Here is a 25,892-nt window from a genome sequence, read left to right as displayed (position 1 = left end):
CGGCAGCGCCGATCACCCTGTGGATAACTCGCGGGGTGGTCGGCGCCGTGCGTTAGCTTCGAACCGTGAACACCACCAGCCCCGAAGCCACGCCGGACACCCCCGCCGCCCCCGGCCGCATCGTCCTGCTGACCACCAGCCACCGCGTCGCCCCCGGCCTGCTGTCCTGGCCCGCCTGGCAGGCACTGCACGCCGCCGACCGCGTGCTGTGCGCCGACGGCGCCCACCCGCAGCTGCCGTATCTGCGCGAGGCCGGGATACGGGTGGACGAGGCGTCGCCGACGGCGGAGGACCTGGTCGCCGCCTGCGCGGGCGGTCGCACCGTGGTCGTCGTGGCGACCGGTGAGGGCGAGCCCGCCCTCACCGACGGCCTCGCCCGCCTCGCCGGCTCGGGCCGCGTGTCCATGCCCGACCTGGAACTCCTCCCCGCCTCCTACGACCTCCCGGGCGCCCGACTCCTCGACCTCGTCCAGGTCATGGACCGCATCCGCGCCGAGTGCCCCTGGTCCTCGCAGCAGACCCACAAGGGCCTGGCCAAGTACGGCATCGAGGAGGCGTACGAACTCGTCGAGGCCATCGAGGAGGGCGACCGCGACGAACTCCGCGAGGAACTCGGCGATGTCCTCCTCCAGGTCGTCTTCCACGCCCGCATCGCCGAGGAAGACCCCGACGCCCCCTTCTCCATCGACGACGTGGCGGGCGGCATCGTCACCAAGCTCATCCACCGCCACCCCCACGTCTTCGGCGACGAGACGGCCACGACCCCGGAGGAGGTCAAGGCCCACTGGCTGCGCACCAAGGCGATAGAGAAGCAGCGCGAGTCGATCACGGACGGCATCCCCCTCGGCCAGCCCGGCCTCGCCCTCGCCTCGAAACTGGCGTCGAGAGTCCGGACGGCGGGCCTTGAGGTGCCGCTGCCGGTGGGCGAGGGCATCGGGTACGAGCTGCTCGCACTGGCGGCCCGGGCGGAGGCCGAGGGTGTTGATCCGGAGGCGGCGTTGCGGGTGGCCGCGCGGGCTTATAGGGATGCCGTACGCGCTGCCGAAGGGGTTGGCGCTTAGTACCGTTGTCTTCACGGGCGGTGTGAGGTGTGGGGGCGTGTGTGGCCACGGAGTCGGAGGCACTCAGGGACGCGTTGGAGAGCGTGATGGACGAGTCGCCGGAGCGGGCGCAGCGGGTCATGGACGTGCTGTCGTGGTACTTCACCGACGCCAGCAGGATCTGGGCATCGCCCACGAACGCGATGAACATGCTCGACACTCTGCGGCACGTCCATCCGGAGGCGTACGCCGAGCTGCAAGCCGTCGCCTCGCAGCCGGCGGCTTTACCGGCGCCGAGGAGCGTCACCGCCGGCCGTGACATCGGGGTCGCCGTCACCGGAGACGACAACACTGTGGTCACCGGCGACCACGTCGACTTCCGTGGCGGCACGTTCCACCAGCCGGTCGTCGGTGTGCAGCACGTCCGGCACAGCTACGGGGCCGACTCGGCCATCCAGCGGCTCGTGCCCGACGACTGGCCTCCGGCGAAGGACGTGGAGCCGCTCGCCCACGGTGTACGGCCTACGAGCAACGTGAGCGGGCGCCCGCTGCTGCCGCCGTACGTGGAGCGCGAGGTCGACGACGCGATCAAGACCGTGCTCACCGGCGCACCGGCGGGCAAGTTCGTGGTGGTGCTGGGCGAGGCCTACGCGGGCAAGACGCGTACCGCGCTCCGGGCCGTCGCCGAAGTCCTCCCGGACACGCGGGTGTTCGCTCCCGGCCGGGGCGAGGACCTGCGGTTGCTGCCCAGCCTGCTGCGCGGGCGGCGTGAACCCTGCGTGTTGTGGCTCGACGACCTCGACGTCCACCTCGGCGCAGGCGCGCATGGCCTGGAGCCCCGGCTGCTGGCCCAGTTGACCGGGCAGGGCGTGGTCGTGGTGGCCACGTTGCGCGAGGAGGCCTACGACGACGTCCGGCAGAGCGTGGACGGCCGGGTCCTGGATCTGGCGCGCTTCGTCGAGCTGCCTCGGGAGTGGAGTGCGGGGGAGCGGGAACGTGCCCGGTCGGCGGGCGACGTCCGGCTCGCCGAGGCCGCGCGGCACAGCGGGCCGGAGGGCATCGCCGCCTACCTCGCCGTGGGCCCGCAGCTCTGGGAGGACTGGCAGCGGGCCAGACGGGCAGACCGGCATCCCCGTGGCCACGCCCTGGTGCGGGCGGCGATCGACCTGGCGCGGTGCGGGTTGCGTGGACCGCTGCCGCAGGAGCTTCTCGTGAAGGCGCACGAGAGCTACGAGGACGTGACGGGTCTGGAACGCGAGTCCGTGGCCGACGCGCTCGCCTGGGCGGCCGAGAAGCGGTTCGGTGTGCTGCGGCTGCTGCGCGGCGGCGGGGCCGGGAAGTGGGAGGCGGCCCCGTACCTCGTGGAGGCGGTACTCAAGGGCGAGGGGCACCCGGTGGTCGACAGCGCGGTGTGGGACCTGGCGTTGGAGGCGGCGCGTACCGACACGGCGTACGACTTCGAGACGGTGACGAAGACCGCGCGTGAGGCGTTCCGCCGGGCGGCCGAGCGGGGCGACGGCCGGGGCATGCTCCGGCTGGGGCTGCTGGCCGAGAGTCTGGGGGAGGGAGCCGAGGCCGAGGAATGGTTGCGGCGGGCGGCCGAGGCCGGTCAGACGGAGGGCGCGGGACGGCTCGGGCGGATGCTCGTGGAGCGGGGGGAAGAGAAGGAGGCGGCCGCGTTTCTGGAGACCGCCGCCGAGGCCGGGGACGGGAAGGCGGCGATGCTGCTGGGGAAGGTGCTGCTGGGGCAGACCCGGCGGTGGCTGGAGGTGGGGGCCGAAGCCGATGACCCGGAGGCGGCGCACCTCCTCGGGGATCTGCTGCTCGGCAGCGGTGAGTTCGACGAGGCGTCCCACTGGTACATGAAGGCGGAACAGCGTGGTCACGCGCCTGTCGCCAGGAGCTCCGGTGCGTACGCATTTCTGGAAGGCTGGACAGAGATAGCGGCGGTGTACCTGACGCGAGCGGCAGACGCGGGCGACACGGTGGCGGCCGACTTGCTGAAGCTGGTGCGGGGCGAACCGGCGGACCACGACGCGGAGGAGTACTTCAAGTACCACGGCTCCCGTGCGTATCCGCTCGACGCCACCCACTACGGCCTTGTCATGGAGATGCGGGGCCGGCTCGACCAGGCTCGCGCGGAGTACGAGAAGGCGTACGAGTACGGCGACGCCTACGGCGCCTACCGCCTGGCGGCCCTCCTCGACAAGCAGGGCAACCCCGACGAGGCGAGGACCTGGTACCGCAAAGCCGCCGGCATGGGCCACCCGGCCGCGAAGAAGGCCCTGGCGGAAAACCCGGATACCGTCAAGGAGTGACCGACCACCCCCTCGCCGACCGCACCGCCCCCGAGCTCTTCACCTGGGAGTTCGCCACCGACCCCTACCCCGCCTACGCCTGGCTCCGCGAGCACGCCCCCGTGCACCGCACCCGGCTGCCCAGCGGTGTGGAGGCCTGGTTGGTCACGCGTTACGTCGACGCCAAGCAAGCCCTCGCCGACCAGCGGCTCAGCAAGAACCCCGCGCACCACGACGAGCCCGCGCACGCCAAGGGGAAGACCGGCATCCCGGGGGAGCGCAAGGCGGAGTTGATGACGCATCTGCTCAACATCGACCCGCCGGACCACACCCGGCTGCGTCGGCTCGTCAGCAAGGCGTTCACCCCGCGCAGGGTCGCCGAGTTCGCCCCGCGGGTGCAGGAGTTGACCGACCATCTGATTGATCAGTTCGCCGCCGAGGGGACCGCCGACCTCATCCACGACTTCGCGTTCCCGCTCCCCATCTACGCCATCTGCGACCTGCTCGGCGTCCCGCGTGAGGACCAGGACGACTTCCGGGACTGGGCCGGCATGATGATCCGGCACGGGGGAGGGCCGCGCGGCGGAGTGGCGCGGTCGGTGAAGAAGATGCGCGGCTATCTGCTGGAGCTCATCCACCGCAAGCGCGAGAGCCTGCCCGCCGACCCCGTCCCCGGCGAGGACCTCATCTCCGGCCTCATCCGGGCCTCCGACCACGGCGAGCACCTCACCGAGAACGAGGCCGCGGCGATGGCCTTCATCCTGCTCTTCGCCGGGTTCGAGACCACCGTGAACCTCATCGGCAACGGCACGTACGCCCTGCTCACCCACCCCGACCAGCGCACCCGCCTCCAGGACTCCCTCGCCGCGGGCGAGAGCGGCCTCCTGGAGACCGGCATCGAGGAACTCCTGCGCTACGACGGCCCGGTGGAGCTCGCCACCTGGCGCTTCGCCACCCAGCCCCTCACCATCGGCGGGCAGGACATCGCCCCCGGCGATCCCGTCCTCGTCGTGCTCGCCGCCGCCGACCGGGACCCCGCGCGGTTCGCCGACCCCGACACCCTCGACCTCTCCCGCCGTGACAACCAGCACCTCGGCTACGGCCACGGCATCCACTACTGCCTCGGCGCACCGCTCGCCAGGCTGGAGGGCCAGACCGCGCTCGCCACGCTCCTCACCCGGCTCCCCGACCTCCGACTCGCGGTGGATCCGGCCGATTTGAGATGGCGCGGCGGCCTCATCATGCGTGGATTGCGGACATTGCCGGTCGAGTTCACGCCGACCTCATAAAGTGCCGCATAAGGCACCTGATAGAGCGCCATGGTCCGCTTCACGCCGACCTCATAGCCCACTTCGCGTCAACTCGGCCATTGACGCTGGTCATTGTGAAGGTGACTTCCCCTCACCTCTGTGATCTTCACGTGATCTGCGCGGCATTAACTTGTGACAAGTGATCGTCTGCCGATACGTTCACCAACCAGCGTGGCGCCCAGACTCACCCGCCACGCCGATCACCGCTGTCTCGCGAAAGGTCCCCGCATGCTCTCCGGGAACGGTCGTCACCGTCGCCCCCGCCAGGCTCCGGCACTTCTCGTCGCGGCCGGAGTGACCGGCTCCGCCATCGCGATCCCGCTGCTCGCCGCCACCGGCGCGAGCGCGGCCGACGGCGGCACCTGGGACAAGGTCGCCAAGTGCGAGACCGACGGCTCCTGGAGCCAGAACAACGGTGACGGTTCCTACGGCGGGCTCAGCCTCTCCCAGGACAACTGGGAGAAGTACGGCGGCCTCGACTACGCCCCGAGCGCCGACCTGGCCAGCCGCAATCAGCAGATATCCGTCGCCGAGAAGGTCCTCGCCGACCAGGGTGTCGGCGTCTGGGGCGCCTGTGGGCTGCTCAACGGGCTCAGCAAGGACTCGGGCTCGGCCGACGTCGACACGGGCGTCGGGACCGGTTCGCCCTCGGCGTCCGGTTCCGGCGCGGAGTCCGATACGTCCGGATCGGACTCGGAATCATCCGGGTTGCCCAACTCCGCGGAGTCCGGCTCGTCGGACGACGCTTCCGGCGACACCTCGCCGTCACCCTCCGCCTCCACCGGCGTGGACAAGTCCGCCAAGTCGGACACGTCCGACTCTGGCCCGGCCGCCTCGCAGTCGCCCGACGACTCGCCCACGGTTCCGGCGAATGAGGCCGAATCGGACAACTCGTGGCAAGTGGGCGGCTCTTCGAGCCTCGTCGACATCGGCGCCCTCGGCGGAGACGGCAAGGGCGACGCCAAGAGCGAGAGCGACGCCAGCACCGGCACCGGCCGGCACCGTGGACCGAGCGCCGACGAGAAGACGTACGCCGTCCGCGAGGGCGACACGCTCGCCTCCATCGCCGACTCCCTTGGCCTCGACGGCGGATGGCGTCGGCTCTACGCCCTGAACGAGAAGGTCATCGGTGCCGACCCGAGCGCCATCATGCCCGGTCAGACCCTTGTAGTAGGGGCTGAATAGGGCGAAAACCGGCGGGAGTTCACGTCATGCTTCGCGCTGAATGTCCGGTTTGGCGAAAGTGTGGGATGAGTCTCAGAAGCCCTGATCGTCTTTGAAATCCCGCGGGTTCCGTGTCTACGGTCAACACCGCTCGTCACCACGAGCCCCGGCTGCCGCAACGCCGAATCCTGCCAGCGGCTGTACGGGAACAGTCGTCGCGTCAAGCGCCGTAGGCAGGAGCGGGGGACCCAAGGTAAGCGCCGGGCCCAGCAGTTCACGCTGGACCGGCTTGGGGTTAAGTCGCGCACCGCAGGGTGCGCGGCCGGGCAACTCAACCGGCCCGAACCCGACAGCTCACCTCGCAGGCGTCGGTGAGGGGATCCACCATGCTGTTTTCCGGCAAGGGCAAGCACCGTCGTCCGTCCAAGGCCACCCGCGCCGCCGCTCTGGCCGGCGTGACCGGTGTCGCCATCGCCGCCCCGCTGATGGCGGCCGGCAACGCCTCCGCCGCCACCGCCTCCGAGTGGGACGCCGTCGCCCAGTGCGAGTCGGGCGGCAACTGGTCCATCAACACCGGCAACGGCTACTACGGCGGCCTGCAGTTCTCCGCCTCGACCTGGGCCGCGTACGGCGGCACCGCCTACGCCCCGCAGGCCAACCAGGCCAGCAAGGCGCAGCAGATCGCCGTCGCCGAGAAGGTCCTCGCCTCCCAGGGCAAGGGTGCCTGGCCGGTCTGCGGCACGGGCCTGTCCGGCGCCGCCTACAACGGCGGCAGCTCGTCGTCCTCCGGTTCCACCGGCTCGTCGAGCGGCAGCGACACCAGCACCCGCTCCTCCGAGCAGCCGGCCTCCCGCTCCTCGGAGCGCACGGCCGCGAAGAAGACCGTCACCACCCCGACCGGCAAGAAGGTCAAGAAGGGCGACGGCGAGTACAAGGTCGTCAAGGGTGACACCCTCAGCTCGATCGCCGCGAAGCACAAGGTCAAGGGCGGCTACCAGACCCTGTTCAAGCTGAACAAGGACATCATCGAGGACGCGAACCTCATCTACCCGGGTCAGCAGCTCCACCTGAAGTAATCAGGGGCTCGCGGCTGAACCCGTCCCCCAGACTCCCCGCTCCGGTGCGTGTTCCCCCGTACGCACCGGAGCGGGGTTTTTTGCGCCGCGTTGTGTACTAGGTTTCTTGAACCGTCTTTGTTCCGTTCGGAAACAATTTACGATCGGTTCTGTCCACGGGGCGGTCCACGCGGTGGCCGATCGCCCGGAGCCGGTTAGGCTCGTCTCGCAGAGTCGCTGCGGCAGTGCCGTAGCCGCGTCACATCCCAAGAAGGAGATGCTCGTGCCGTCCATCGACGTCGTCGTAGCCCGGGAAATCCTGGACTCCCGAGGCAACCCCACGGTCGAGGTCGAGGTCGGCCTCGACGACGGCAGCACGGGTCGTGCCGCCGTCCCCTCCGGCGCCTCCACGGGCGCCTTCGAGGCCATCGAGCTCCGCGACGGTGACCCGAACCGCTACCTGGGCAAGGGCGTCGAGAAGGCCGTCCTCGCCGTCATCGAGCAGATCGGCCCGGAGCTGGTCGGCTACGACGCCACCGAGCAGCGGCTGATCGACCAGGCGATGTTCGACCTGGACGCCACCGACAACAAGGGCTCCCTCGGCGCCAACGCCATCCTCGGCGTCTCGCTCGCCGTCGCCCACGCCGCCTCCGAGGCCAGCGACCTCCCGCTCTTCCGCTACCTGGGCGGCCCGAACGCGCACCTGCTGCCCGTTCCGATGATGAACATCCTGAACGGCGGCTCGCACGCCGACTCCAACGTGGACATCCAGGAGTTCATGATCGCCCCGATCGGCGCGGAGTCCTTCTCCGAGGCGCTGCGCTGGGGCACCGAGGTCTACCACACCCTCAAGAAGGTCCTGAAGAGCAAGGGTCTGTCGACCGGCCTCGGCGACGAGGGCGGCTTCGCCCCGAACCTCGAGTCCAACCGCGCCGCCCTGGACCTCATCCTCGAGGCGATCAAGGAAGCCGGTTACATCCCCGGCGAGCAGGTCGCCCTCGCCCTCGACGTCGCCGCCTCCGAGTTCTACAAGGACGGCAAGTACCAGTTCGAGGGCAAGGAGCGCTCCGCCGCCGAGATGACGGAGTACTACGAGGAGCTCGTCGCGGCCTACCCGCTCGTCTCCATCGAGGACCCGCTGTTCGAGGACGACTGGGCCGGCTGGAAGGTCCTCACCGACAAGCTGGGCGACAAGGTCCAGATCGTCGGCGACGACCTGTTCGTCACCAACCCGGAGCGTCTGGCCCGCGGTATCGAGGACGGCGCCGCCAACGCGCTGCTCGTCAAGGTGAACCAGATCGGCTCGCTCACCGAGACCCTGGACGCCGTCGAGCTCGCCCAGCGCAGCGGCTTCAAGTGCATGATGTCGCACCGCTCCGGCGAGACCGAGGACGTCACCATCGCCGACCTGGCCGTCGCCACCAACTGCGGCCAGATCAAGACCGGCGCCCCGGCCCGCTCCGAGCGCGTCGCCAAGTACAACCAGCTGCTGCGCATCGAGGAGATCCTCGACGACGCCGCGGTGTACGCCGGCCGCAGCGCGTTCCCGCGCTTCAAGGGCTAAAGGCTCAGCCAAGTCGTACGTACGTCCCCGTACTCGGTCCCGTACCGTGTGCGGGGACGTACGCGCGTGTGAACGGGAGTGAGAGATGGCCGTCAAGGACCGGGACCGTTTCTCCACCGCGACCCGGATCCGGCTGCTCGGCGAGCAGACCGCGGCCCGGGTCTACCGCTCCCAGACCAAGCGGCAGGCCCGCCGCTCGCGGCTCACCGGCCGCGCGGCGCTGCTCGCGCTGGTGCTGTGCTCGCTGATCGTCGCGCTCGCGTACCCGATAAGGCAGTACGTCTCCCAGCGCGCCGACATCGCCGATCTCCAGCGGGAGCAGGACCAGGCACGGCAGCGCGTCGAGCAGCTGCGCGACCTCAAGGCGCGGTGGCAGGACGACGCGTACGCCGAGCAGCAGATCCGGCAGCGGCTGCACTATGTGATGCCGGGGGAGACGGGGTTCGTCGTCGTCGACCCGGGCGCGGCCCAGCAGTCGCGCGCCGACCTGGGGGCGGCGGACCGCCCCTGGTACTCGAACGTCTGGGACGGGGTCGACAAGTCCGACGCCTCCGACCAGTAGACCGACAGAGGAAATCAGTTACAGGCATGCAAACGCCCCCGCCCACCACCCCGCGCACCGAGCCGACCGACGCCGACGTCGAGGCCTTCAAGCAGCAGCTCGGGCGTCCGCCGCGCGGGCTGCGCGCCATCGCGCACCGGTGCCCCTGCGGGCAGCCGGACGTGGTGGAGACGGCCCCCCGGCTTCCCGACGGCACGCCTTTCCCGACGCTGTACTACCTGACGTGCCCGAAGGCGAACTCCGCGATCGGCACGCTGGAGGCGAACGGCGTGATGAAGGAGATGACCGAGCGCCTGCGGACCGACCCGGAGCTGGCCGCCGCGTACCGGGCCGCCCACGAGGACTACATCCGGCGACGTGACGAGATCGAGGAGCTCAAGGGCTTCCCGAGCGCGGGCGGCATGCCGGACCGGGTGAAGTGCCTGCACGTGCTGGTCGGCCACTCCCTGGCCGCCGGGCCGGGTGTGAACCCGCTGGGCGACGAGGCGATCGCGATGCTGCCGGAGTGGTGGCGCAAGGGCGCGTGCGTGACCCTGCCGAAGGAGGACGAGCAGTGACCCGTGTCGCCGCCATCGACTGCGGTACCAACTCCATCCGTCTCCTCGTCGCCGACTGCGACCCGGCCACCGGTGAACTCGTCGACCTGGACCGCCGGATGACGATCGTGCGGCTCGGGCAGGGCGTCGACCGCACCGGGCGGCTGGCTCCCGAGGCGCTGGAGCGGACGTTCGCGGCGTGCCGCGAGTACGCGGCCGTCATCAAGGAGCTCGGCGCGGAGCGGCTGCGGTTCGTCGCCACGTCCGCCTCGCGGGACGCCGAGAACCGGGACGACTTCGTGCGCGGGGTGCTGGACATCCTCGGCGTGGAGCCCGAGGTGATCAGCGGCGACCAGGAGGCGGAGTTCTCCTTCACCGGCGCCACCGGGGAGCTCAAGGGCCGTGCCGACCTCGCCACGCCCTATCTCGTCGTGGACATCGGCGGCGGTTCCACCGAGTTCGTGGTCGGTGCGGAGCACGTGCGGGCCGCGCGGTCCGTGGACGTCGGCTGTGTGCGGATGACCGAGCGGCATCTCGTCCGCGACGGTGTCGTCTCCGACCCGCCCTCGCAGGAGCAGATCGCCGCCATGCGGGCGGACATCGAGGCCGCCCTGGACCTCGCGGAGGAGACCGTGCCGCTGCGCGAGGCGCGCACGCTGGTGGGGCTCGCCGGGTCCGTCACGACCGTGTCGGCGATCGCTCAGGAGCTGCCCGAGTACGACTCGGAGCGCATCCACCACTCCCGCGTCTCCCGCGCGAAGGTCCGGGAGATCACCGAGTGGCTGCTGCACTCCACGCACGCCGAGCGCGCGACCGTGCCCTCCATGCACCCCGGGCGCGTGGACGTCATCGCCGCCGGCGCTCTCGTACTGCTGTCGATCATGGAGCGGATCGATGCCGAGGAGGTCGTCGTGAGCGAGCACGACATCCTCGACGGCATCGCGTTCTCGGTGGCGTAGCCCTCCTTTGTTACCGATCGGTAGCCATCTGCTGAGCAGGTCGGATAACGTATGAGCGCCTCCGGGGGGCCTGGAAACGGCCCTCGGGGGCGCGCCTCCGAGAAACTTCGTGAAGTTCTTCACAAGGAATTCCGCCCTGCGGAACCATGAAAAGCGGCCGACTGACCCTTCCGGGGCCCCGAAAGGCCATTGAACGTGTTCAGAAGTGTGATACAGGGGGTCCGCGGGGGTCCTCTGTCGAGGGTGCGCGAGGGGTCGTCGCGGACCGCTCACAGGGGTCGCGGAGGCCAAGAGAGGCAGCTCACGCGGCATTGACAACGGTCCGCGGTGCATGCCGGTTCCGGATCCGCAACATGACCTCGATCACGTGAGTCGCGGAGGATAACACACCCCCTGTCGGAGCTTGTGAAGGGGCGCACGAGCGACCCCCCTGGGGCGGGTGGATACTCGATGGCATGAGCACCACGGAGCGTCCCAGGATCCTCGTAGTAGGCGGTGGGTACGTAGGCCTGTACGCAGCTCGGCGCATCCTCAAGAAGATGCGCTACGGAGAGGCGACCGTCACGGTCGTCGACCCCCGGTCGTACATGACCTACCAGCCCTTCCTCCCCGAAACCGCCGCCGGCAGCATCTCCCCGCGCCACGTCGTCGTCCCGCTGCGACGCGTGCTGCCCAAGGCGGAGGTTCTCACCGGCCGGGTCACCACCATCGACCAGGACCGCAAGGTCGCCACGATCGCCCCCCTCGTGGGCGAGGCGTACGAGCTGCCTTTCGACTACCTGGTGATCGCGCTCGGCGCGGTCTCCCGCACCTTCCCGATCCCCGGCCTCGCCGAGCAGGGCATCGGCATGAAGGGCGTCGAGGAGGCCATCGGCCTGCGCAACCACGTCCTGGAGCAGCTGGACAAGGCCGACTCCACCACCGACGAGGAGATCCGCCGCAAGGCGCTCACCTTCGTCTTCGTCGGCGGTGGCTTCGCCGGCGCGGAGACCATCGGTGAGGTCGAGGACATGGCCCGCGACGCGGCCAAGTACTACAAGACGGTCTCCCGCGAGGACATGCGGTTCATCCTCGTCGACGCCGCCGACAAGATCCTTCCCGAGGTCGGCCCGAAGCTGGGCACCTACGGCAAGGAGCACCTGGAGAGCCGCGGTGTGGAGATCTACCTCTCCACCTCGATGGACTCCTGCGTCGACGGCCACGTCGTGCTGAAGAACGGCCTCGAGGTCGACTCCAACACGATCGTCTGGACCGCCGGCGTCAAGCCGAACCCGGTCCTGTCCCGCTACGGCCTCCCGCTGGGTCCGCGCGGTCACGTCGACACCCAGCCCACCCTCCAGGTGCAGGGCACCGACTACATCTGGGCCGCCGGCGACAACGCCCAGGTCCCGGACGTCGCCGCCCGCAAGGCCGGGGTGGAGAACGCCTGGTGCCCGCCGAACGCCCAGCACGCGCTGCGTCAGGCCAAGGTCCTCGGCGACAACGTGGTCTCCGGCATGCGGGGCTTCCCGCAGAAGGAGTACGCGCACTCCAACAAGGGCGCGGTGGCCGGTCTCGGCCTCCACAAGGGCGTGGCGATGATCGTCATGGGCAAGATGAAGATCAAGCTCAAGGGCCGTCTCGCCTGGTACATGCACCGTGGCTACCACGGTCTGGCGATGCCGACGTGGAACCGCAAGATCCGCGTCTTCGCCGACTGGACGCTCGCGATGTTCCTCAAGCGTGAGGTCGTCGCCCTCGGCGCCCTGGAGACTCCGCGCGAGGAGTTCTACGAGGCCGCCAAGCCCGCGCCGGCGCCCGCCGTCGCCCAGCCGGAGAAGACTCAGGAGAAGGCCAAGGCCTCCTGACCGACTCCGGTCGCCGCACGAAGTACGACGTACGACGTACGAACCGAAGGGCCTCCCGCCATCCGTGGTGCGGGAGGCCCTTCGGCGTGTCCCGGGATGGCGTGACCCCTTGTCACTGTTTACGTAGGTGGACAATTCCGGGATCATCGTCACGGAGGTGTGCGCCATGGCCGACGCCGCGTCGCGGCTGAAGAACCTCTTCGAACTCCTGCTGGGAGCCCCGCTCCCGGTCCGCGTGCGGGCGTGGGACGGCTCGCAGGCGGGACCGCCGGGCGCCCCGGCGCTGGTGCTGCGCAACCGCCGGGCGGTACGCCGGCTGCTGTACCAGCCCGGCGAACTCGGTCTCGCCCGCGCCTGGGTCGCGGGGGACCTCGACATCGAAGGCGACCTCTACACCGCCCTCGACCTGATCTCCGGCCTCGTCTGGGAGCGCGGCGAGGGCACCAGGAGCCGTGCCGCGCTGCTCCGGGACCCCGAGGTGCGCGCCGCCCTGCGCGGCCTCGTCCGGCTCTCCGGGCTGCCGCTGCCGCCCGCCCCGCCGCCCGAGGAGGTCCGCAGGCACCGCGGCCACCTCCACACCAAGCGCACCGACAGACGCGCCGTCAGCCACCACTACGACGTCGGCAACGACTTCTACGAGATCGTCCTCGGCCCGTCGATGGTCTACTCGTGCGCCTACTGGGAGACCCCCGGCAGCAGGCTCGAGAGCGCCCAGCGCGACAAACTCGAACTCGTCTGCCGCAAGCTCGCCCTGACCCCCGGTCAGCGGCTCCTCGACGTCGGCTGCGGCTGGGGCTCGATGGCGATCCACGCCGCCCGCGAGCACGGCGTGCGGGTCGTCGGCATCACCCTCTCCCAGGAGCAGGCCGCCTACGCCCGCAAGCGCGTCGCCGACGAGGGCCTGACCGACCGGATCGAGATCCGCGTCCAGGACTACCGGGACGTCGGCGACGGCCCCTACGACGCGATCTCCTCCATCGGCATGGCCGAACACGTCGGCGCCGAACGCTACTTGGAGTACGCCGAGGACCTCTACGCCCTCCTCAGCCCCGGCGGGCGGCTCCTCAACCACCAGATCGCCCGCCGCCCCCAGCGCGACGAATCGGCGTACCACGTCGACGAGTTCATCGACGCCTACGTCTTCCCCGACGGCGAACTCGCCCCGCTCGGCACCACCGTCACCCAGCTGGAACGCGCCGGGTTCGAGGTGCGGGACGTCGAGTCGATCCGCGAGCACTACGGCCTCACCCTGCGCCGCTGGGTGGCCCGCCTGGAGACCGACTGGGCCCGCGCCGTCCGGCTCGCCGGACCCGGCCGGGCCCGGGTCTGGCGGCTCTACATGGCCGCCAGCGCGCTCGCCTTCGAACGCAACAGCATCGGCGTCAACCAGGTCCTGGCCGTCCGCACCGCCGACTCCGGTGACTCCGGCATGCCGCTGCGGGCCCGCACCTGGAACTGAACACACGGAAGGGGCCCGCCACTTGCCGGTGACGGGCCCCAACTGCCCTGCGGACGCCGCTCGCTACTCGGCCTTGATGGCCGACAGCATGTTCAGCCTCGCCGCGCGCCGGGCCGGCCACAGGGCCGCCAGCACACCGACGACCGCCGCGCCCAGCAGGAAGAGCGCCATCCGCCCCCAGGGCAGGACGAGTTCGTACGTCGCCATCTTCGTGCCCAGCAGCTCCCCGGCCGCCCAGCCGAAGAACACGCCCAGGCCGATGCCGAGGACCCCGCCGAACAGGGAGATCACCAGGGACTCCAGGCGCACCATCCGCTTGACGCCCTTGCGGTCCAGGCCGATCGCGCGGAGCATGCCGATCTCCTGCGAGCGTTCGAAGACCGACATGGCCAGGGTGTTGATGACCCCGAGGACCGCGACGAGCACCGCCATGGCGAGCAGGCCGTAGACCATGTTCAGGATCAGCGTGAACATCTGCGCGATGTCGTCGGACAGGTCCTGCTTGCTCTGCACCTTGACGGCCGGGTTGGTGCCGAGGGCCTTCTCCAGCCGGTCCTTCGTGGCGTCGGAGGCACCGTCGGCCGTCTTCACCAGGATCCGCCTGTCGGCCGGGTCGGTCAGATGCGGGGTGAGGGTCCTGTTGTCGACCATGATGCCCCGGATCAGCTCGTTGCCCTCGTAGATGGCGGAGACCGTGAGCCGCTGTGCCTTGCCGTCCTCGTAGTGCGCGGTGAACGTCGAACCAGCCGTCCAGTCACGGGACTTGGCGATGTCGCTGTCGACGACCACCTGGCCGCCGGCCACCTTGAAGGAGCCGCTGTCGACCTTCAGGTCGGTCAGCTTGCCGATCGCCGAGCCGTTCACGCCGGTCAGGTACTCGGTCTCGCCGTCGATGCGCGAGGGGGCGTCGCGCAGCGGGCTGGTGGTCGTGACACCGTCGGTGGCGTTCAACTTCCGGTCGACGTCCGGGGACAGCCCGTTGCCGTTCGCCATCGACACGACGTAGTCCGCGCGGATCGCCGCCGACGCCATCTTGTCGATGGACTTCTGCAGGCTGCCCGCCATCACCGTCATACCGGTGATCAGGGTCAGCCCGATCATCAGCGCGGACGCGGTGGCGGCCGTACGACGGGGATTGCGGACCGAGTTCTGCCGGGCGAGCTTGCCCGCCGTACCGAAGACGCGCAGCACCGGGGCGGCGGCCGCGATCAGCGGGCGGGACAGCAGCGGGGTCAGGATGAACACACCCAGGATGAGCAGGACCGCGCCGATGCCCATGGGGGCCTGGCCGTCGGAGCTGTCCATGGTCGTGGCCGCGAGGACGACCGCGACACCGGCGCCCGCGAACAGCGCGCCGAGGGTGTTGCGCAGCACCAGCGACTTCGTGGTGGCCTGCGCGTGCACGCTGCTCATCGCCGCGACCGGCGGGATCTTCGCGGCCCGGCGGCCCGGCAGCCACGCCGCCAGCATGGTGATGAGGATGCCGACCGCGAGGGCGGTGGCGACCGTGCCGCCGGAGACGACCAGCGGCCCGTCCGGGACGGTCGCGTCGAGCGCGCCCATCAGCGACCGCATCCCGGCGCCGATGCCGATGCCCGCGACCAGGCCGGTCACCCCGGCGACCGTGCCGACGACGAACGCCTCGATGAGTACCGAGCGGGTGACCTGACGCCGGGAGGCGCCCACGGCCCGCAGCAGCGCCAGCTCCTTGGTGCGCTGGGCGACCAGCATGGTGAAGGTGTTGGCGATGATGAAGGTGCCGACGAACAGCGCGATGCCCGCGAAGACCAGCAGCATCTGCCGGAAGCTGCCCATCTGGGAGGAGATCATCTCGGCCTGGTCGTCGGCGAGTTCCTTGCCGGTCGTCGTCTCGACGAGCTTCGCCGGCAGGGACTTGTCGAGCGCGGCCCGCAGCGCCGTCTGGGAGGTGCCCGGGGCGGCCTTCACGTCGATCTCGTCGTACGTGCCCGTCTTGCCGAACAGCTGCTGCGCGGTCGCCGTGTCGAACAGGGCGAGGCTGCCGCCGGCCGCGACATTGCCGTCGTCGGTGGTGAAGATGCCGGAGACGGTGGGAGTGAGGACCGGCCCGTCGATCGACATACGAATCTTGTCGCCGACCTCGTACCCGGCGCGCTTCGCCGTCTCCGAGTCGATGGCGACCTGGCCGGCGCCGCGCGGAGCGTCGCCCTCGACGAGCGGGTACCGGGGGTCCTTGGCGCCCCAGTAGTTCCCGCCCTGCGTCTGGAAGCCGCCGCCGACGAGCTTGCCGTCCTTGTCGGCGAGGGCGGTGAAGCCGCTGACGACGCCGATCGCGGAGGCGGCGCCCGGGGTCTTCGCGCTCTTGTCGAGGAGCGCCTGGGTGAGTTCGGGGGCCTTGCCGACCTTGTTGCCCCTGCTCTCCTGGTAGTCGGGCCGGACCGCCACGTCGACCTGGTCGAAGCCCTTGGCGGAGCTGTTCTGGTACGCGTCCGAGATGGTGTTGGTGAAGACCAGCGTCCCCGACACGAAGGCCACGCCGAGCATCACGGCGAGGACGGTCATGAGGAGCCGGGCCTTGTGCGCGAGGACGTTGCGCAGGGCGGTGCGGAACATCAGGAGGTACGGCCCTTCGCGTCGAACTGCTTCATGAAGTCGAGGACCGTGTCAGCAGTGGGCCGGTACATCTCGTCGACGATCCGCCCGTCGGCGAGGAAGACGACACGGTCCGCGTACGCGGCGGCGACCGGGTCATGCGTCACCATCACCACGGTCTGCCCCAACTCCCGTACGGAGTTGCGGAGAAAGCCCAGTACCTCGGCGCCGGAGCGGGAGTCGAGGTTTCCGGTCGGTTCGTCGCCGAAGATGATGTCGGGGCGGGACGCCAGGGCGCGGGCGACGGCGACGCGCTGCTGCTGGCCGCCGGAGAGCTGGGAGGGCCGGTGCGAGAGCCGGTCCTTGAGCCCGACCATCTGAATGACGTTCTCCAGCCACTGCTTGTCGGGCTTCCGGCCCGCGATGTCCATCGGCAGCGTGATGTTCTCCAGCGCGGTCAGCGTCGGCAGCAGGTTGAAGGCCTGGAAGATGAAGCCGATCTTGTCCCGGCGCAACTTGGTGAGCTGCTTGTCCTTCAGCGCGCCCAGCTCGGTGTCGCCGATGCGCACGGAGCCGGAGGAGAACGTGTCGAGCCCGGCCACGCAGTGCATCAGGGTGGACTTGCCGGACCCGGACGGGCCCATGATCGCGGTGAACTCGGCCTGCCGGAACTCGACGGAGACCCGGTCGAGCGCGACCACCTGGGTCTCGCCCTGTCCGTAGATCTTCGACAGATCCGTGGCGCGCGCGGCCACGGAGGTGGTCCGGTCGGCGATGGGAGTGGTGGTCACGGGTGGGTGCTCCTTGACGGACGACGACGGCGGTCCTGCGTTCTTGTGTTCCTGCGGCCGTTTCGGGCCGTGAACCATCGTCGCGTCGCCTCGCGGCCGTGTAGTCACCCGCTGTTCCGGTTCCGGAGGGCGACTCGAGACTGACCGGAGGCGGCCGTGTCATACCTGGGGATGACGGACGTCCCTGAGCGACGGCCGAGTCGAGAACAGGGGGAGCCCCCTGGTTGAGGCGGTGAAATTCCGTCATTCCGCATGCGTGGCCGAGGCTCGCACGTAAGGCTATTGGCAAGTGCGGATGGCTCGTTCCACGGGCTGATGCACCCTCAGACGTCAATAAAATAAGACAACATCGGTCCGCCCGTCCGCTGTTCGGGGGACGCGCCCCGATAGGCTCGGGACCTCGATGCGGAGCCCATGGCCTGCCCGGATGGTGGAATGCAGACACGGCGAGCTTAAACCTCGCTGCCCCTCGCGGGCGTACCGGTTCAAGTCCGGTTCCGGGCACCTCCGACTTTTTCGTTCCCGTAGGCAGACACCGCTTCCGGTGGGATCCTTCTTTCAGTACATCGCGACAGCGCGGCTGTGCGCGAAGGCGTCCCGTCGGGGGAGGGGACCATGCGGGTTCCTTTGGTGGGCAGAGGTGTCGCCGGGGTCTGTCTGGCGGTGATTTTGGGGCTCGGGGCCATGACCGGGTGTGGCGCGGGAACCGGGGGCGGTGGGGACGGCTCGGGTGGCGGAGAATCGGCACCGGGAGCGACAGGACCGGTCACGACCGCGGGTGACGGGGGCGCCGCCGGTGGTGGCACCGCAGCGGGTGGTGGGACCGGCGGAGGCGCCGGAACCAACGGAAGCGGCGGAACCGACGGAAGCGGTGGGGCCGACGGAGGGCCCGGAACCGACGGCGACCCGGGGGTTCCGGGAGTCGATCCGCCGCCTACGGACCCCGGAGGTGTCGGGGGGCCGGGCGCCGGTCTCGACGGAGGCCCGACAGGCAGTGCGCCCCCGTCGCCCGGCTGTCCTTCGCCGGCCTCAGCCGAGAGCGAGACGCCCTGTCCCGACCCGGGCGACCTGACGACCGGGGGCGGGAGTGAGGGGACGGGCGAGACCCCGTCGCCCGTCGATGGCACCGACGACTCGGGCGTCTCCCCGGAACAGAGCTGACAGCATGGCATCCGCTCCCCAGGGCCCCGCAGGTTCTCCCACGCCACCCCGGCCGCGACGCCCTCGGCCCGCGCCGCCACGCATCCGCCCCACACGTCTGAGGCCCCCAGGGACCACGGCCCCGCCGCCCGCCACCCGCAGCCCTCTCGAACTCGCCAACTCCGTGGCCGGACTGGCTTCCTTCGCCGGTGCCCTGATGCTGTACGCGGGCTACATCTACACGAACGCCTACTTCGGCTACTTCCGCCTCAACCCCTTCGCCGTCGGCTTCAGCACCTTCGAACTGGTCATGCGCAGCCTGCGTCTGGCCACGCTCCCGGTGCTGGAACTCATGGCCCTGCTCCTGCTGATCCCCGCGCTGCCGCGGCTGCTGACGGTCCTCCACATCCCCGAGCATCATGTCCGGCGTATCCGGGACTTCGGGCGAGCCGTCGCACGGTCATATCTCGCCTTCGTCGTCGTCGGCGTCACCCTCATGGTGCTGTGGCGCTGGATCCAGCCCGTTCGCTGGCTGGCACCCCTTCTCGTCGCGGGCGGGCTCCTCCTCGGGCTGACCCTGGTCGCCCAACCCGCGGAGCGGCCCCGCACCCGCGCCCCCTGGGAACGCGCAGGGTCCCTCCTGGTCGCCGGCCTCTTCCTCATCTGGGTCGCAGCTCTCGTCGCCGGTCAGCTCGGACGGCAGGACGCGCAGCGCGACGCCAGTCAACTCGTACGCCGCGTCGCCGTCGTCATCATGAGCACCGAGCGCCTCGACTTCGCCCCGCCCGGCCCCCACTACGAGGACCTCGGCAAGGGCGTCCACTACCGCTACCGGTACACCAACCTCCGCCTCCTCCTCGAACGCGACCACCGCTACTACCTCCTCCGCCTCGGCTGGGACCACGCCACCGACCCCACCTACGTCATCGAGGACGACGACACCGTCCGCATCGAGCTGCGCCCCGGCGTCCTGCCGCGCACCGACCGTTGACAGCGGCCCCCGGCCGTCGCAGACTCAGCAGCGGACAACAGTGAAGTAAATTTCACTGTACGAACAGAGAGGTTCGTCGATGCGCACCACCGTCGGCATCATCGGAGCCGGCCCCGCCGGCCTCCTCCTCGCCCGGCTGCTCCACAACGCGGGCATCGACTCGGTCGTCCTGGAGGCCCGCGACCGCGCCTACGTCGAGCACCGCCAGCGCGCCGGAATCCTGGAGCAGGGCACCGTCGACGTGCTGCGCGCGGCCGGGGCCGGCGAGCGCATGGACCGCGAGGGGCTGCGGCACGACGGGATCGAGCTCAGGTACGACAGGAAGCGGCACCGCGTCGACTTCCCCGCCCTCACCGGCGGCCGGTCCGTGATGGTGTACGCGCAGACCGAGGTCTGCAAGGACCTCATCGCCCTCCAGCTGAAGGAGGGCGGCCCGCTGCTGTTCGAGGCGGAGGCGCTGGCCGTCGAGGGCGCCGACAGTGACAGCCCCACCGTTCGCTTCCGGCACGAGGGGCGTGAGGACGTCCTCGAATGCGAGTACGTCGTCGGGTGCGACGGGTTCTGGGGCGTCGCCCGCAAGGCCGTCCCCGAGGAACTCGTCCGCGTCTTCGAGCGGACGTACCCCTTCGGCTGGCTCGGCATCCTCGCCGACGTCCCGCCCTCGCACGACGAGCTGGTCTATGCCCGGCATGATCGTGGTTTCGCCCTGCTGTCCATGCGTTCGACGTCCGTCTCCCGGCTCTATCTGCAGGTCCCCGAGGGCACTGACGCCGAGAGCTGGAGTGACGACGACATATGGGACGAGCTGGAGCGGCGCTTCGAGACCGAGGACGGGTGGGCCCTCGAACGCGGTCCCATCACCCAGAAGTCCGTCACGCCCATGCGGTCCTACGTCCACGAGCCCATGCGGCACGGACGGCTCTTCCTCGCCGGGGATGCCGCCCACATCGTGCCGCCGACCGGGGCGAAGGGGCTGAACCTCGCCGTCGGTGACGTCGTCACCTTCGCGCGGGCGCTCACCCACCAGCGGGACACGGGGTCGGCCGAGCTGCTCGACGCCTACTCCGAGACCTGTCTGCGGCGGGTGTGGCAGGCCGAGCGGTTCTCGTACGACATGACGACCCTGCTGCACCGGGCGCCCGACGCCGCTCCCTTCGAGGACCGGCTCCAGGTCGCGCGGCTGGAACGGATCGCCACGTCCGCGGCCGCCGAGACCGACCTCGCCGAGGGGTACACCGGGTTCCCCTTCGGCTGACCTGCCGGCCGATGTACCGAAACGGTCATGAACCTGCCCCCTTCGTGGCTGGGAATCGACGGGCCGCGTAGCGTGTTGCGCAGCACGACGAGGGAAAGATCCTCCCCAAGCACTAGGGTCATTCCTTTGCCTACCTATTACTCTTGACGCCAAGGCCCACACGTAGTGGCCATGGAGGAGTGAAATGAGGAGCAGCAACCCGGTCTTCTCGCGACGGGGGTTCAGCCGCGACAACGGCTACGCGGGCTTCAACGCCCAGCCGCAGGCCGGGGGCGCAGCCGTGGGCACGCAGGGCAATCCGTACGCCCAGCCGCAGGCCGGCGACCCGTACGCGCAGAACCCCTACGCGCAGAACCCTTACGCCCAGCAGGACCTGCAGTACGGCGCGCCGCCGCAGGCCCCGGTCACCACCGGCCGGATGACGATGGACGACGTCGTCATGCGCACCGGTACGACCCTCGGCATTCTCATCGTCACGGCCGCGGTCGCCTGGGCGGCGCTGCCGGTCGACGACGCGAACATCAACCGGTCCTACGGCATCGCCATCGGCGCCGGTCTGATCGGCATGGTTCTGGCGCTCGTCCAGTCCTTCAAGCGCAAGGCCTCGCCCGCGCTGATCGTGTCGTACGCCGCGTTCGAGGGCGTCTTCCTCGGCGTCGTCTCCAACGTCGTCGACAACCGCATCGCGAGCGGTGCGGCCATGCAGGCCGTGATCGGCACGCTTGCCGTGTTCGCCGCCGTCCTGGTGGCGTACAAGGCGGGCTGGATCCGCGTCAACCGGCGCTTCTACGGCTTCGTCATGGCGGCCGCGCTCGGCTTCGTCCTGCTGATGGCCGTGAACCTGCTGTTCGCCGTCTTCGGCGGCGGTGACGGCCTCGGCTTCCGCAGCGGCGGCCTCGGCATCCTGTTCGGCATCATCGGCGTCCTGCTCGGCGCCTGCTTCCTGGCCCTCGACTTCAAGCAGGTCGAGGACGGCATCGCCTACGGCGCGCCGAAGGAGGAGGCCTGGCTGGCGGCGTTCGGTCTGACGCTCACCCTGGTCTGGATCTACATGGAGTTCCTGAGGCTCATCTCGATCCTCAACAGCGACTGATCACCGACGGTCAACGGTCGTACGGTCTGAACGAAGGGCCCCTGGGCATCCGTCCCGGGGGCCCTTCGCCATGTCGTCGTGCGCGCCGCTACAGGAACTTGCGCGCGGCCCTCCTCAGGTCGTACTCGTGGATGATCGCCTTCGCGTGGCCGTACGCGAGGTTGTGTTCGTGGCGGAGCCAGCTGACCTTTTCCTCGAAGCGGAAGAGGGCCGGGCCTTCTTCGACGGTGCGGATCCAGTCGGAGACTTCACGACCGGTGCAGTGGGGGATGCGGGCGAGCATGTTGCGGTGGGTCTCCTCGGAGAGGACGTGGGACATCGGCGCCTCCGGACGCAAAGGGGATGTAAGCCGGTCCTTCAGGTCACCGTGCCTGAGCGTTCGCGTGTTGGCAACAGTCCCGGTGCGCCGCGTACGGTTGCGCCGTGGCTGATACGACGCGTCTGACGCAGGCTGTGGATCACTTCGCCGACCGTTTGCGGGCCGCTCCGCAGAGCCGGCTGCAACGGGGCGCCGCGGCCGAGGCACTGGGTCTGGCCAGGGAGTTGGCACGCCGGGCGCAGCTTCTGGAGGACCCCTCCGGTGAGCCCCGGGAGATGCCCGACGCGGGCATGTTCGCCGCCGCGGACCAAATCACCGTCGCCGTGCACGACTTGGCCCTCGTCCTCACGGACGAGGGCCAGATCGACGAAGCCGTACGGCTGGTGGAGGAGGCGCAGAAGCGGGCGGGTGTCTGAGCCCTGTGACCTACAGGCTCGCTATGACCCGGTCCGCCAGGATGTAGACGTTCTCCTCGCCGCACGCGAACGTCAGCGTGTACGCGCCCGAGACTCCCGAACCGCCCAGCAGTATCGGCGTCTCGCCGGCCGTCAGGGCCGCGGAGAGGCGCTCCGCCGTCTCCTTGTGGCCCGGCGTCATGCACAGCGTGGTGCCGTCGGCGAAGACGTAGACGTCGAGGGTGCCCAGCGGGCCCGGGCGGACGTCGGCCAGTTCCGTCCGCGACGCGGCGAGTTCCTCCAGCGTGGCCACCGTGCGCTCATGGTCGTTGACGACCGGTGACTGGACCGGCACGAAGTCCGGGTGGGAGGGGTGCCGGCGGCGGGCCGCGGCCAGTTCGGGCGAGTCCGCGGCGAACTCGTCGGCGTCCGCGGCCGGCTCGGCGACCGGCTCCAGGTGCTCCAGGCCCACGAAGTCGCTCTGCCGGGGCAGGAACAGCTCGCTGTCGGTCAGCCCGAGGAGGGTGGGGGCGTCGGCGTCCCGGGCCTCCTGCGCGGCCCAGAAGGCGCGCGCCTCGGCGAGTTCCCGCTCCCGCTCCTCCGCGAGGGCCGCGGCCACCGCGGCGCGTATCTCGTCGGCCTCACCGGCTAGCCGGGCGGCGGGCACGAGACCGCGCGCGGCGGCCGCCGTGTTCGTCTCGGCGAGCTGGGTGTGCAGGGCCGCCACCTGTCGGCGCAGCTGCAAGAGGGTGCGCAGGACGGCGACGCCCACGGCGCCCGTGGCGGCCGTGGTGACCAGCAAGGCGATCGGCATGGCGCTCACTGACGTACTCCCGGTTCAAAGTCGACCCCCGACTTCCTACATCAGCTTGAAGGGCGGACTATCCCGCTGTCAGTGCGTAACGTCACGAAACGGACAGGACTTTGGGCCCGGAGTTTAGTGTGAGAACGGTTCTGACCTGCGTAAATCCCTGCGCAGAGGGAGATAGGTCACATCCTGACGGAGATTGGATCACAAAACGGCCCGGAACCCCGGTGGTTCAAGGGTTCCGGGCCATGACCTCACGGCGGGTGTGCGGACGACTACTTTCGGCGTTGCGCCGAAAGGGACGCCAACTCGGTTAGCTGAGGCGCTCGATGACCATGGCCATGCCCTGGCCGCCACCGACGCACATCGTCTCCAGGCCGAACTGCTTGTCGTGGAACTGCAGGGAGTTGATCAGCGTGCCGGTGATGCGGGCGCCGGTCATGCCGAAGGGGTGGCCGACGGCGATGGCGCCGCCGTTCACGTTCAGCTTGTCCAGGTCGATGCCCAGGTCGCGGTAGGAGGGGATCACCTGCGCGGCGAACGCCTCGTTGATCTCGGCCAGGTCGATGTCGTCGATGGTGAGACCGGCGCGGCGCAGCGCCTGCTGCGAGGCCTCCACCGGGCCGAGGCCCATGATCTCGGGGGACAGGCCCGAGACGCCGGTGGACACGATGCGGGCGAGCGGGGTGAGGCCCAGCTCGCGGGCCTTGGTGTCGCTCATGATGACGACGGCGGCGGCACCGTCGTTCAGCGGACAGCAGTTGCCGGCCGTGACCAGCCCGTCCGGGCGGAACACCGGCTTCAGGCCGCCGACGGCCTCCAGGGTGACGCCGGCGCGCGGGCCGTCGTCCTTGCTGACCACCGTGCCGTCGGGCAGCGTCACCGGGGTGATCTCGCGCTCCCAGAAGCCGTTCTTGATGGCTTCCTCGGCGAGGTTCTGCGAGCGGACGCCGAACTCGTCCATGTCCTGGCGGGTGACGCCCTTCCAGCGGGCGAGGTTCTCGGCGGTCTGGCCCATCGAGATGTAGGCGTCGGGGACCAGGCCGTCCTCACGCGGGTCGTGCCAGGTGGTGCCCTCCTGCGCGGCGACCTCGGCGGTACGGGCCTCGGCCTCGGCGAAGAACGGGTTGTGCGTGTCTGGGAGGCTGTCGGAGCTGCCCTTGGTGAAGCGGGAGACCATCTCGACACCGGCCGAGATGAAGACGTCGCCCTCGCCGGCCTTGATGGCGTGCAGCGCCATGCGGGAGGTCTGGAGCGAGGAGGAGCAGTACCGGGTGATGGTGCAGCCGGGCAGGTGGTCCATGCCCATCTGCACCGCGACGATCCGGCCGAGGTTGTTGCCCTGCTCGCCGCCGGGCAGACCACAGCCGAGCATCAGGTCGTCGATGTCCCGCGGGTCCAGCTCGGGGACCTTCGCCAGGGCGGCCTGGATGATCGTGGCGGTGAGGTCGTCCGGGCGCAGGTCCTTGAGGGAACCCTTGAAGGCGCGGCCGATCGGGGAGCGGGCGGTCGAGACGATCACTGCTTCGGGCATCACGGCTCCATTGGCGTTACGGGTTCTTCCGGGCAGGGCTGGTTGGGAAGTTACCCGTACGTATGGGCGAGGTCACGGGGGTAGGGGTGTGACCCTGGCCGCAGTTTTCTAAGCGCTTGCTTTTTCGGATGGCTGAGCGCTTGCTTTTCTGAGTGGCTCCTCACGGCGACGGAGTGACCGGCGCCCGCTCCGGCTCGGGCACCCTCCGCCGACGCCGCCTCTTCAGCAGGGCCCATGGCCCCTTCGGCCCCGTCGGCATGGCGGCCGTGACCTCCGTACCCGGCTCCGCCACGGCCTCCGCCGCGGCCCGGGCCACCGGCAGGAAGCCCTCGCGGCGGCTGATGTCCGGGCGCTCCTCGTCGGCCGGCCACAGCCCGAGGGCCGCGCACACCGTCGGCAGCACCGCCATCGCCGCGGTCGCGTAGCCCTCCGCCGACGGGTGGTAGTTGTCCGGCCCGAACAGCTCGCGCGGGTTCGCCGCGAACTCCGGGCCCAGCAGGTCGCCCAGGGACACGGTGCGGCCGCCCTGTTCGACGACGCCGATCGTCTGGGCGGCCGCCAGCTGGCGGGAGGCCCGCCGGGCCAGCCAGCGCAGGGGCTGCTGCACCTGCTCGACGGTGCCCAGGTCGGGACAGGTGCCGACCACCACCTCCGCACCGGCCGTGCGCAGCCGCCGTACGGCCGTCGACAGATGACGCACCGAACGGGTCGGCGGCATCCGATGGGTGACGTCGTTCGCGCCGATCATGATCACGCACACGTCGGGCAGCCGCCCGGGGTCCGCGAGCACGAGGGCCACCTGGCGGTCCAGGTCGTCCGAGCGGGCACCCGGCAGCGCCACGTTGCGCAGATCCACCGGCCGTTCGGCGACCGCCGCGAGACCCGACGCCAGCAGCGCGCCCGGCGTCTGCCCCGAGCGGTGCACGCCCTGGCCCGCGGCCGTGGAGTCGCCCAGCATGGTCAGCCTGAGGGGCGGTTCACCGGGGACGGAATAGGAGAGGCCGTACAGACCCTGTGCGTTGGGCACGTGCGGCGACGGGCCGTGACCGTTGCCCACCTGGCGTTTGGCCAGCCGCACCTCGGCCAGCAGCACGCCCACGGCCGCCGCGCCGACCAGCCCGATCCCGCCGCCGCCGTACGCCGCGCCCGCCGCGATCCGCCGGGCCACCCTCGCCCTCGACATGCTCGTCATACGTCGCCGC

21 protein-coding genes, 1 tRNA gene and 1 riboswitch are annotated in these 25,892 nt (G+C 70.2%); of the genes, 16 read left to right on the top strand and 6 right to left on the bottom strand.

Translation table 11 applies throughout. From position 1 onward, the window contains the following. Positions 1-65 precede the first annotated feature (65 nt). From CRP56_RS17445 to CRP56_RS17395, 11 genes are all read left to right on the top strand, one after another. Positions 66-1,061 (top strand): nucleoside triphosphate pyrophosphohydrolase, encoded by a 996-nt coding sequence (locus CRP56_RS17445; RefSeq protein WP_097265077.1) that lies wholly within the window; start codon positions 66-68, stop codon positions 1,059-1,061. A 41-nt stretch (positions 1,062-1,102) separates the two neighbouring features. Next, entirely contained in the window at positions 1,103-3,358 is a 2,256-nt protein-coding gene (locus CRP56_RS17440; protein WP_097265075.1) for a tetratricopeptide repeat protein, read from the top strand. Further along, positions 3,355-4,626, top strand: coding sequence for a cytochrome P450 family protein (locus tag CRP56_RS17435; protein ID WP_097265073.1), 1,272 nt, complete (start codon positions 3,355-3,357; stop codon positions 4,624-4,626). The genes CRP56_RS17440 and CRP56_RS17435 overlap by 4 nt, the downstream gene beginning before the upstream one ends. Before the next feature lie 249 nt (positions 4,627-4,875). Further along, on the top strand, positions 4,876-5,832 hold the full coding sequence (locus tag CRP56_RS17430) for a LysM peptidoglycan-binding domain-containing protein (protein WP_097265070.1): 957 nt from the start codon (positions 4,876-4,878) through the stop codon (positions 5,830-5,832). A gap of 194 nt (positions 5,833-6,026) precedes the next feature. After that, positions 6,027-6,194: riboswitch (cyclic di-AMP (ydaO/yuaA leader) on the top strand. Between the two features lie 3 nt (positions 6,195-6,197). Further along, positions 6,198-6,887: a LysM peptidoglycan-binding domain-containing protein gene (locus CRP56_RS17425; protein WP_097265068.1), complete on the top strand. Its 690-nt coding sequence runs from the start codon at positions 6,198-6,200 to the stop codon at positions 6,885-6,887. Between the two features lie 256 nt (positions 6,888-7,143). After that, positions 7,144-8,430, top strand: a complete 1,287-nt coding sequence (gene eno / locus CRP56_RS17420) for a phosphopyruvate hydratase (protein WP_097265066.1) — start codon at positions 7,144-7,146, stop codon at positions 8,428-8,430. 85 nt (positions 8,431-8,515) lie between these two features. Continuing rightward, on the top strand, positions 8,516-8,992 hold the full coding sequence (locus CRP56_RS17415) for an FtsB family cell division protein (protein ID WP_097265064.1): 477 nt from the start codon (positions 8,516-8,518) through the stop codon (positions 8,990-8,992). A 26-nt stretch (positions 8,993-9,018) separates the two neighbouring features. Further along, positions 9,019-9,549, top strand: a complete 531-nt coding sequence (locus CRP56_RS17410) for a DUF501 domain-containing protein (protein ID WP_097265062.1) — start codon at positions 9,019-9,021, stop codon at positions 9,547-9,549. Next, positions 9,546-10,487: a Ppx/GppA phosphatase family protein gene (locus CRP56_RS17405; RefSeq protein ID WP_097265060.1), complete on the top strand. Its 942-nt coding sequence runs from the start codon at positions 9,546-9,548 to the stop codon at positions 10,485-10,487. The genes CRP56_RS17410 and CRP56_RS17405 overlap by 4 nt, the downstream gene beginning before the upstream one ends. Positions 10,488-10,942: 455 nt before the next feature. Next, positions 10,943-12,334, top strand: a complete 1,392-nt coding sequence (locus CRP56_RS17400; RefSeq protein WP_097265058.1) for an NAD(P)/FAD-dependent oxidoreductase — start codon at positions 10,943-10,945, stop codon at positions 12,332-12,334. Positions 12,335-12,500: 166 nt separating this feature from the next. Further along, positions 12,501-13,793: an SAM-dependent methyltransferase gene (locus CRP56_RS17395; RefSeq protein ID WP_097274164.1), complete on the top strand. Its 1,293-nt coding sequence runs from the start codon at positions 12,501-12,503 to the stop codon at positions 13,791-13,793. A gap of 63 nt (positions 13,794-13,856) precedes the next feature. Here CRP56_RS17395 and CRP56_RS17390 read toward each other — a convergent pair whose 3' ends face one another. Together CRP56_RS17390 and CRP56_RS17385 are read right to left on the bottom strand one after the other, a co-directional pair. Continuing rightward, positions 13,857-16,385 carry an ABC transporter permease gene (locus CRP56_RS17390; RefSeq protein WP_097265056.1) on the bottom strand — a complete coding sequence of 843 codons (2,529 nt, stop codon included), beginning with the start codon at positions 16,383-16,385 and terminating at the stop codon, positions 13,857-13,859. After that, the gene (locus tag CRP56_RS17385) at positions 16,385-17,155 is read right to left on the bottom strand and encodes an ABC transporter ATP-binding protein (protein WP_097265054.1); all 771 of its coding nucleotides are present in this window, start codon (positions 17,153-17,155) and stop codon (positions 16,385-16,387) included. The genes CRP56_RS17390 and CRP56_RS17385 overlap by 1 nt, the downstream gene beginning before the upstream one ends. A 421-nt stretch (positions 17,156-17,576) precedes the next feature. On the opposite strand from CRP56_RS17385, the gene CRP56_RS17380 reads away from it, so the two are divergent. The 4 genes from CRP56_RS17380 to CRP56_RS17365 all read left to right on the top strand — a co-directional run bounded on the left by CRP56_RS17380 (position 17,577) and on the right by CRP56_RS17365 (position 21,634). Then, positions 17,577-17,659, top strand: a tRNA-Leu gene (locus CRP56_RS17380). 820 nt (positions 17,660-18,479) lie between these two features. Then, on the top strand, positions 18,480-19,286 hold the full coding sequence (locus CRP56_RS17375; RefSeq protein WP_257040807.1) for a hypothetical protein: 807 nt from the start codon (positions 18,480-18,482) through the stop codon (positions 19,284-19,286). A 79-nt stretch (positions 19,287-19,365) separates the two neighbouring features. Beyond that, positions 19,366-20,541 carry a 4-hydroxybenzoate 3-monooxygenase gene (locus CRP56_RS17370; RefSeq protein ID WP_097265052.1) on the top strand — a complete coding sequence of 392 codons (1,176 nt, stop codon included), beginning with the start codon at positions 19,366-19,368 and terminating at the stop codon, positions 20,539-20,541. 184 nt (positions 20,542-20,725) lie between these two features. Then, positions 20,726-21,634 (top strand): Bax inhibitor-1/YccA family protein, encoded by a 909-nt coding sequence (locus CRP56_RS17365; protein ID WP_097265050.1) that lies wholly within the window; start codon positions 20,726-20,728, stop codon positions 21,632-21,634. 88 nt (positions 21,635-21,722) lie between these two features. On the opposite strand, the gene CRP56_RS17360 is transcribed toward CRP56_RS17365, so the two are convergent. Further along, entirely contained in the window at positions 21,723-21,953 is a 231-nt protein-coding gene (locus CRP56_RS17360) for a DUF4287 domain-containing protein (protein ID WP_059196158.1), read from the bottom strand. 104 nt (positions 21,954-22,057) lie between these two features. Between CRP56_RS17360 and CRP56_RS17355 the strand changes: the two genes are divergently transcribed. Then, positions 22,058-22,369, top strand: a complete 312-nt coding sequence (locus tag CRP56_RS17355; RefSeq protein ID WP_179143432.1) for a hypothetical protein — start codon at positions 22,058-22,060, stop codon at positions 22,367-22,369. Between the two features lie 10 nt (positions 22,370-22,379). Here the strand turns inward: CRP56_RS17355 and CRP56_RS17350 are convergent, their stop codons facing one another. The 3 genes from CRP56_RS17350 to CRP56_RS17340 form a co-directional block, all read right to left on the bottom strand. After that, positions 22,380-23,162, bottom strand: coding sequence for a hypothetical protein (locus tag CRP56_RS17350; RefSeq protein WP_179851314.1), 783 nt, complete (start codon positions 23,160-23,162; stop codon positions 22,380-22,382). 307 nt (positions 23,163-23,469) lie between these two features. Next, the gene (locus tag CRP56_RS17345) at positions 23,470-24,690 is read right to left on the bottom strand and encodes an acetyl-CoA C-acetyltransferase (protein ID WP_097265046.1); all 1,221 of its coding nucleotides are present in this window, start codon (positions 24,688-24,690) and stop codon (positions 23,470-23,472) included. Positions 24,691-24,850: 160 nt separating this feature from the next. Continuing rightward, positions 24,851-25,882, bottom strand: a complete 1,032-nt coding sequence (locus tag CRP56_RS17340) for an SGNH/GDSL hydrolase family protein (RefSeq protein WP_097265043.1) — start codon at positions 25,880-25,882, stop codon at positions 24,851-24,853. Positions 25,883-25,892 lie beyond the last annotated feature (10 nt).

Origin of the sequence: Streptomyces sp. TLI_55 (assembly GCF_900206255.1) — a bacterium.
In the GTDB taxonomy this organism is placed as follows: Bacteria; Actinomycetota; Actinomycetes; order Streptomycetales; family Streptomycetaceae; genus Streptomyces; species Streptomyces aquilus.
This window is presented reverse-complemented; position numbering and strand designations above follow the sequence as displayed.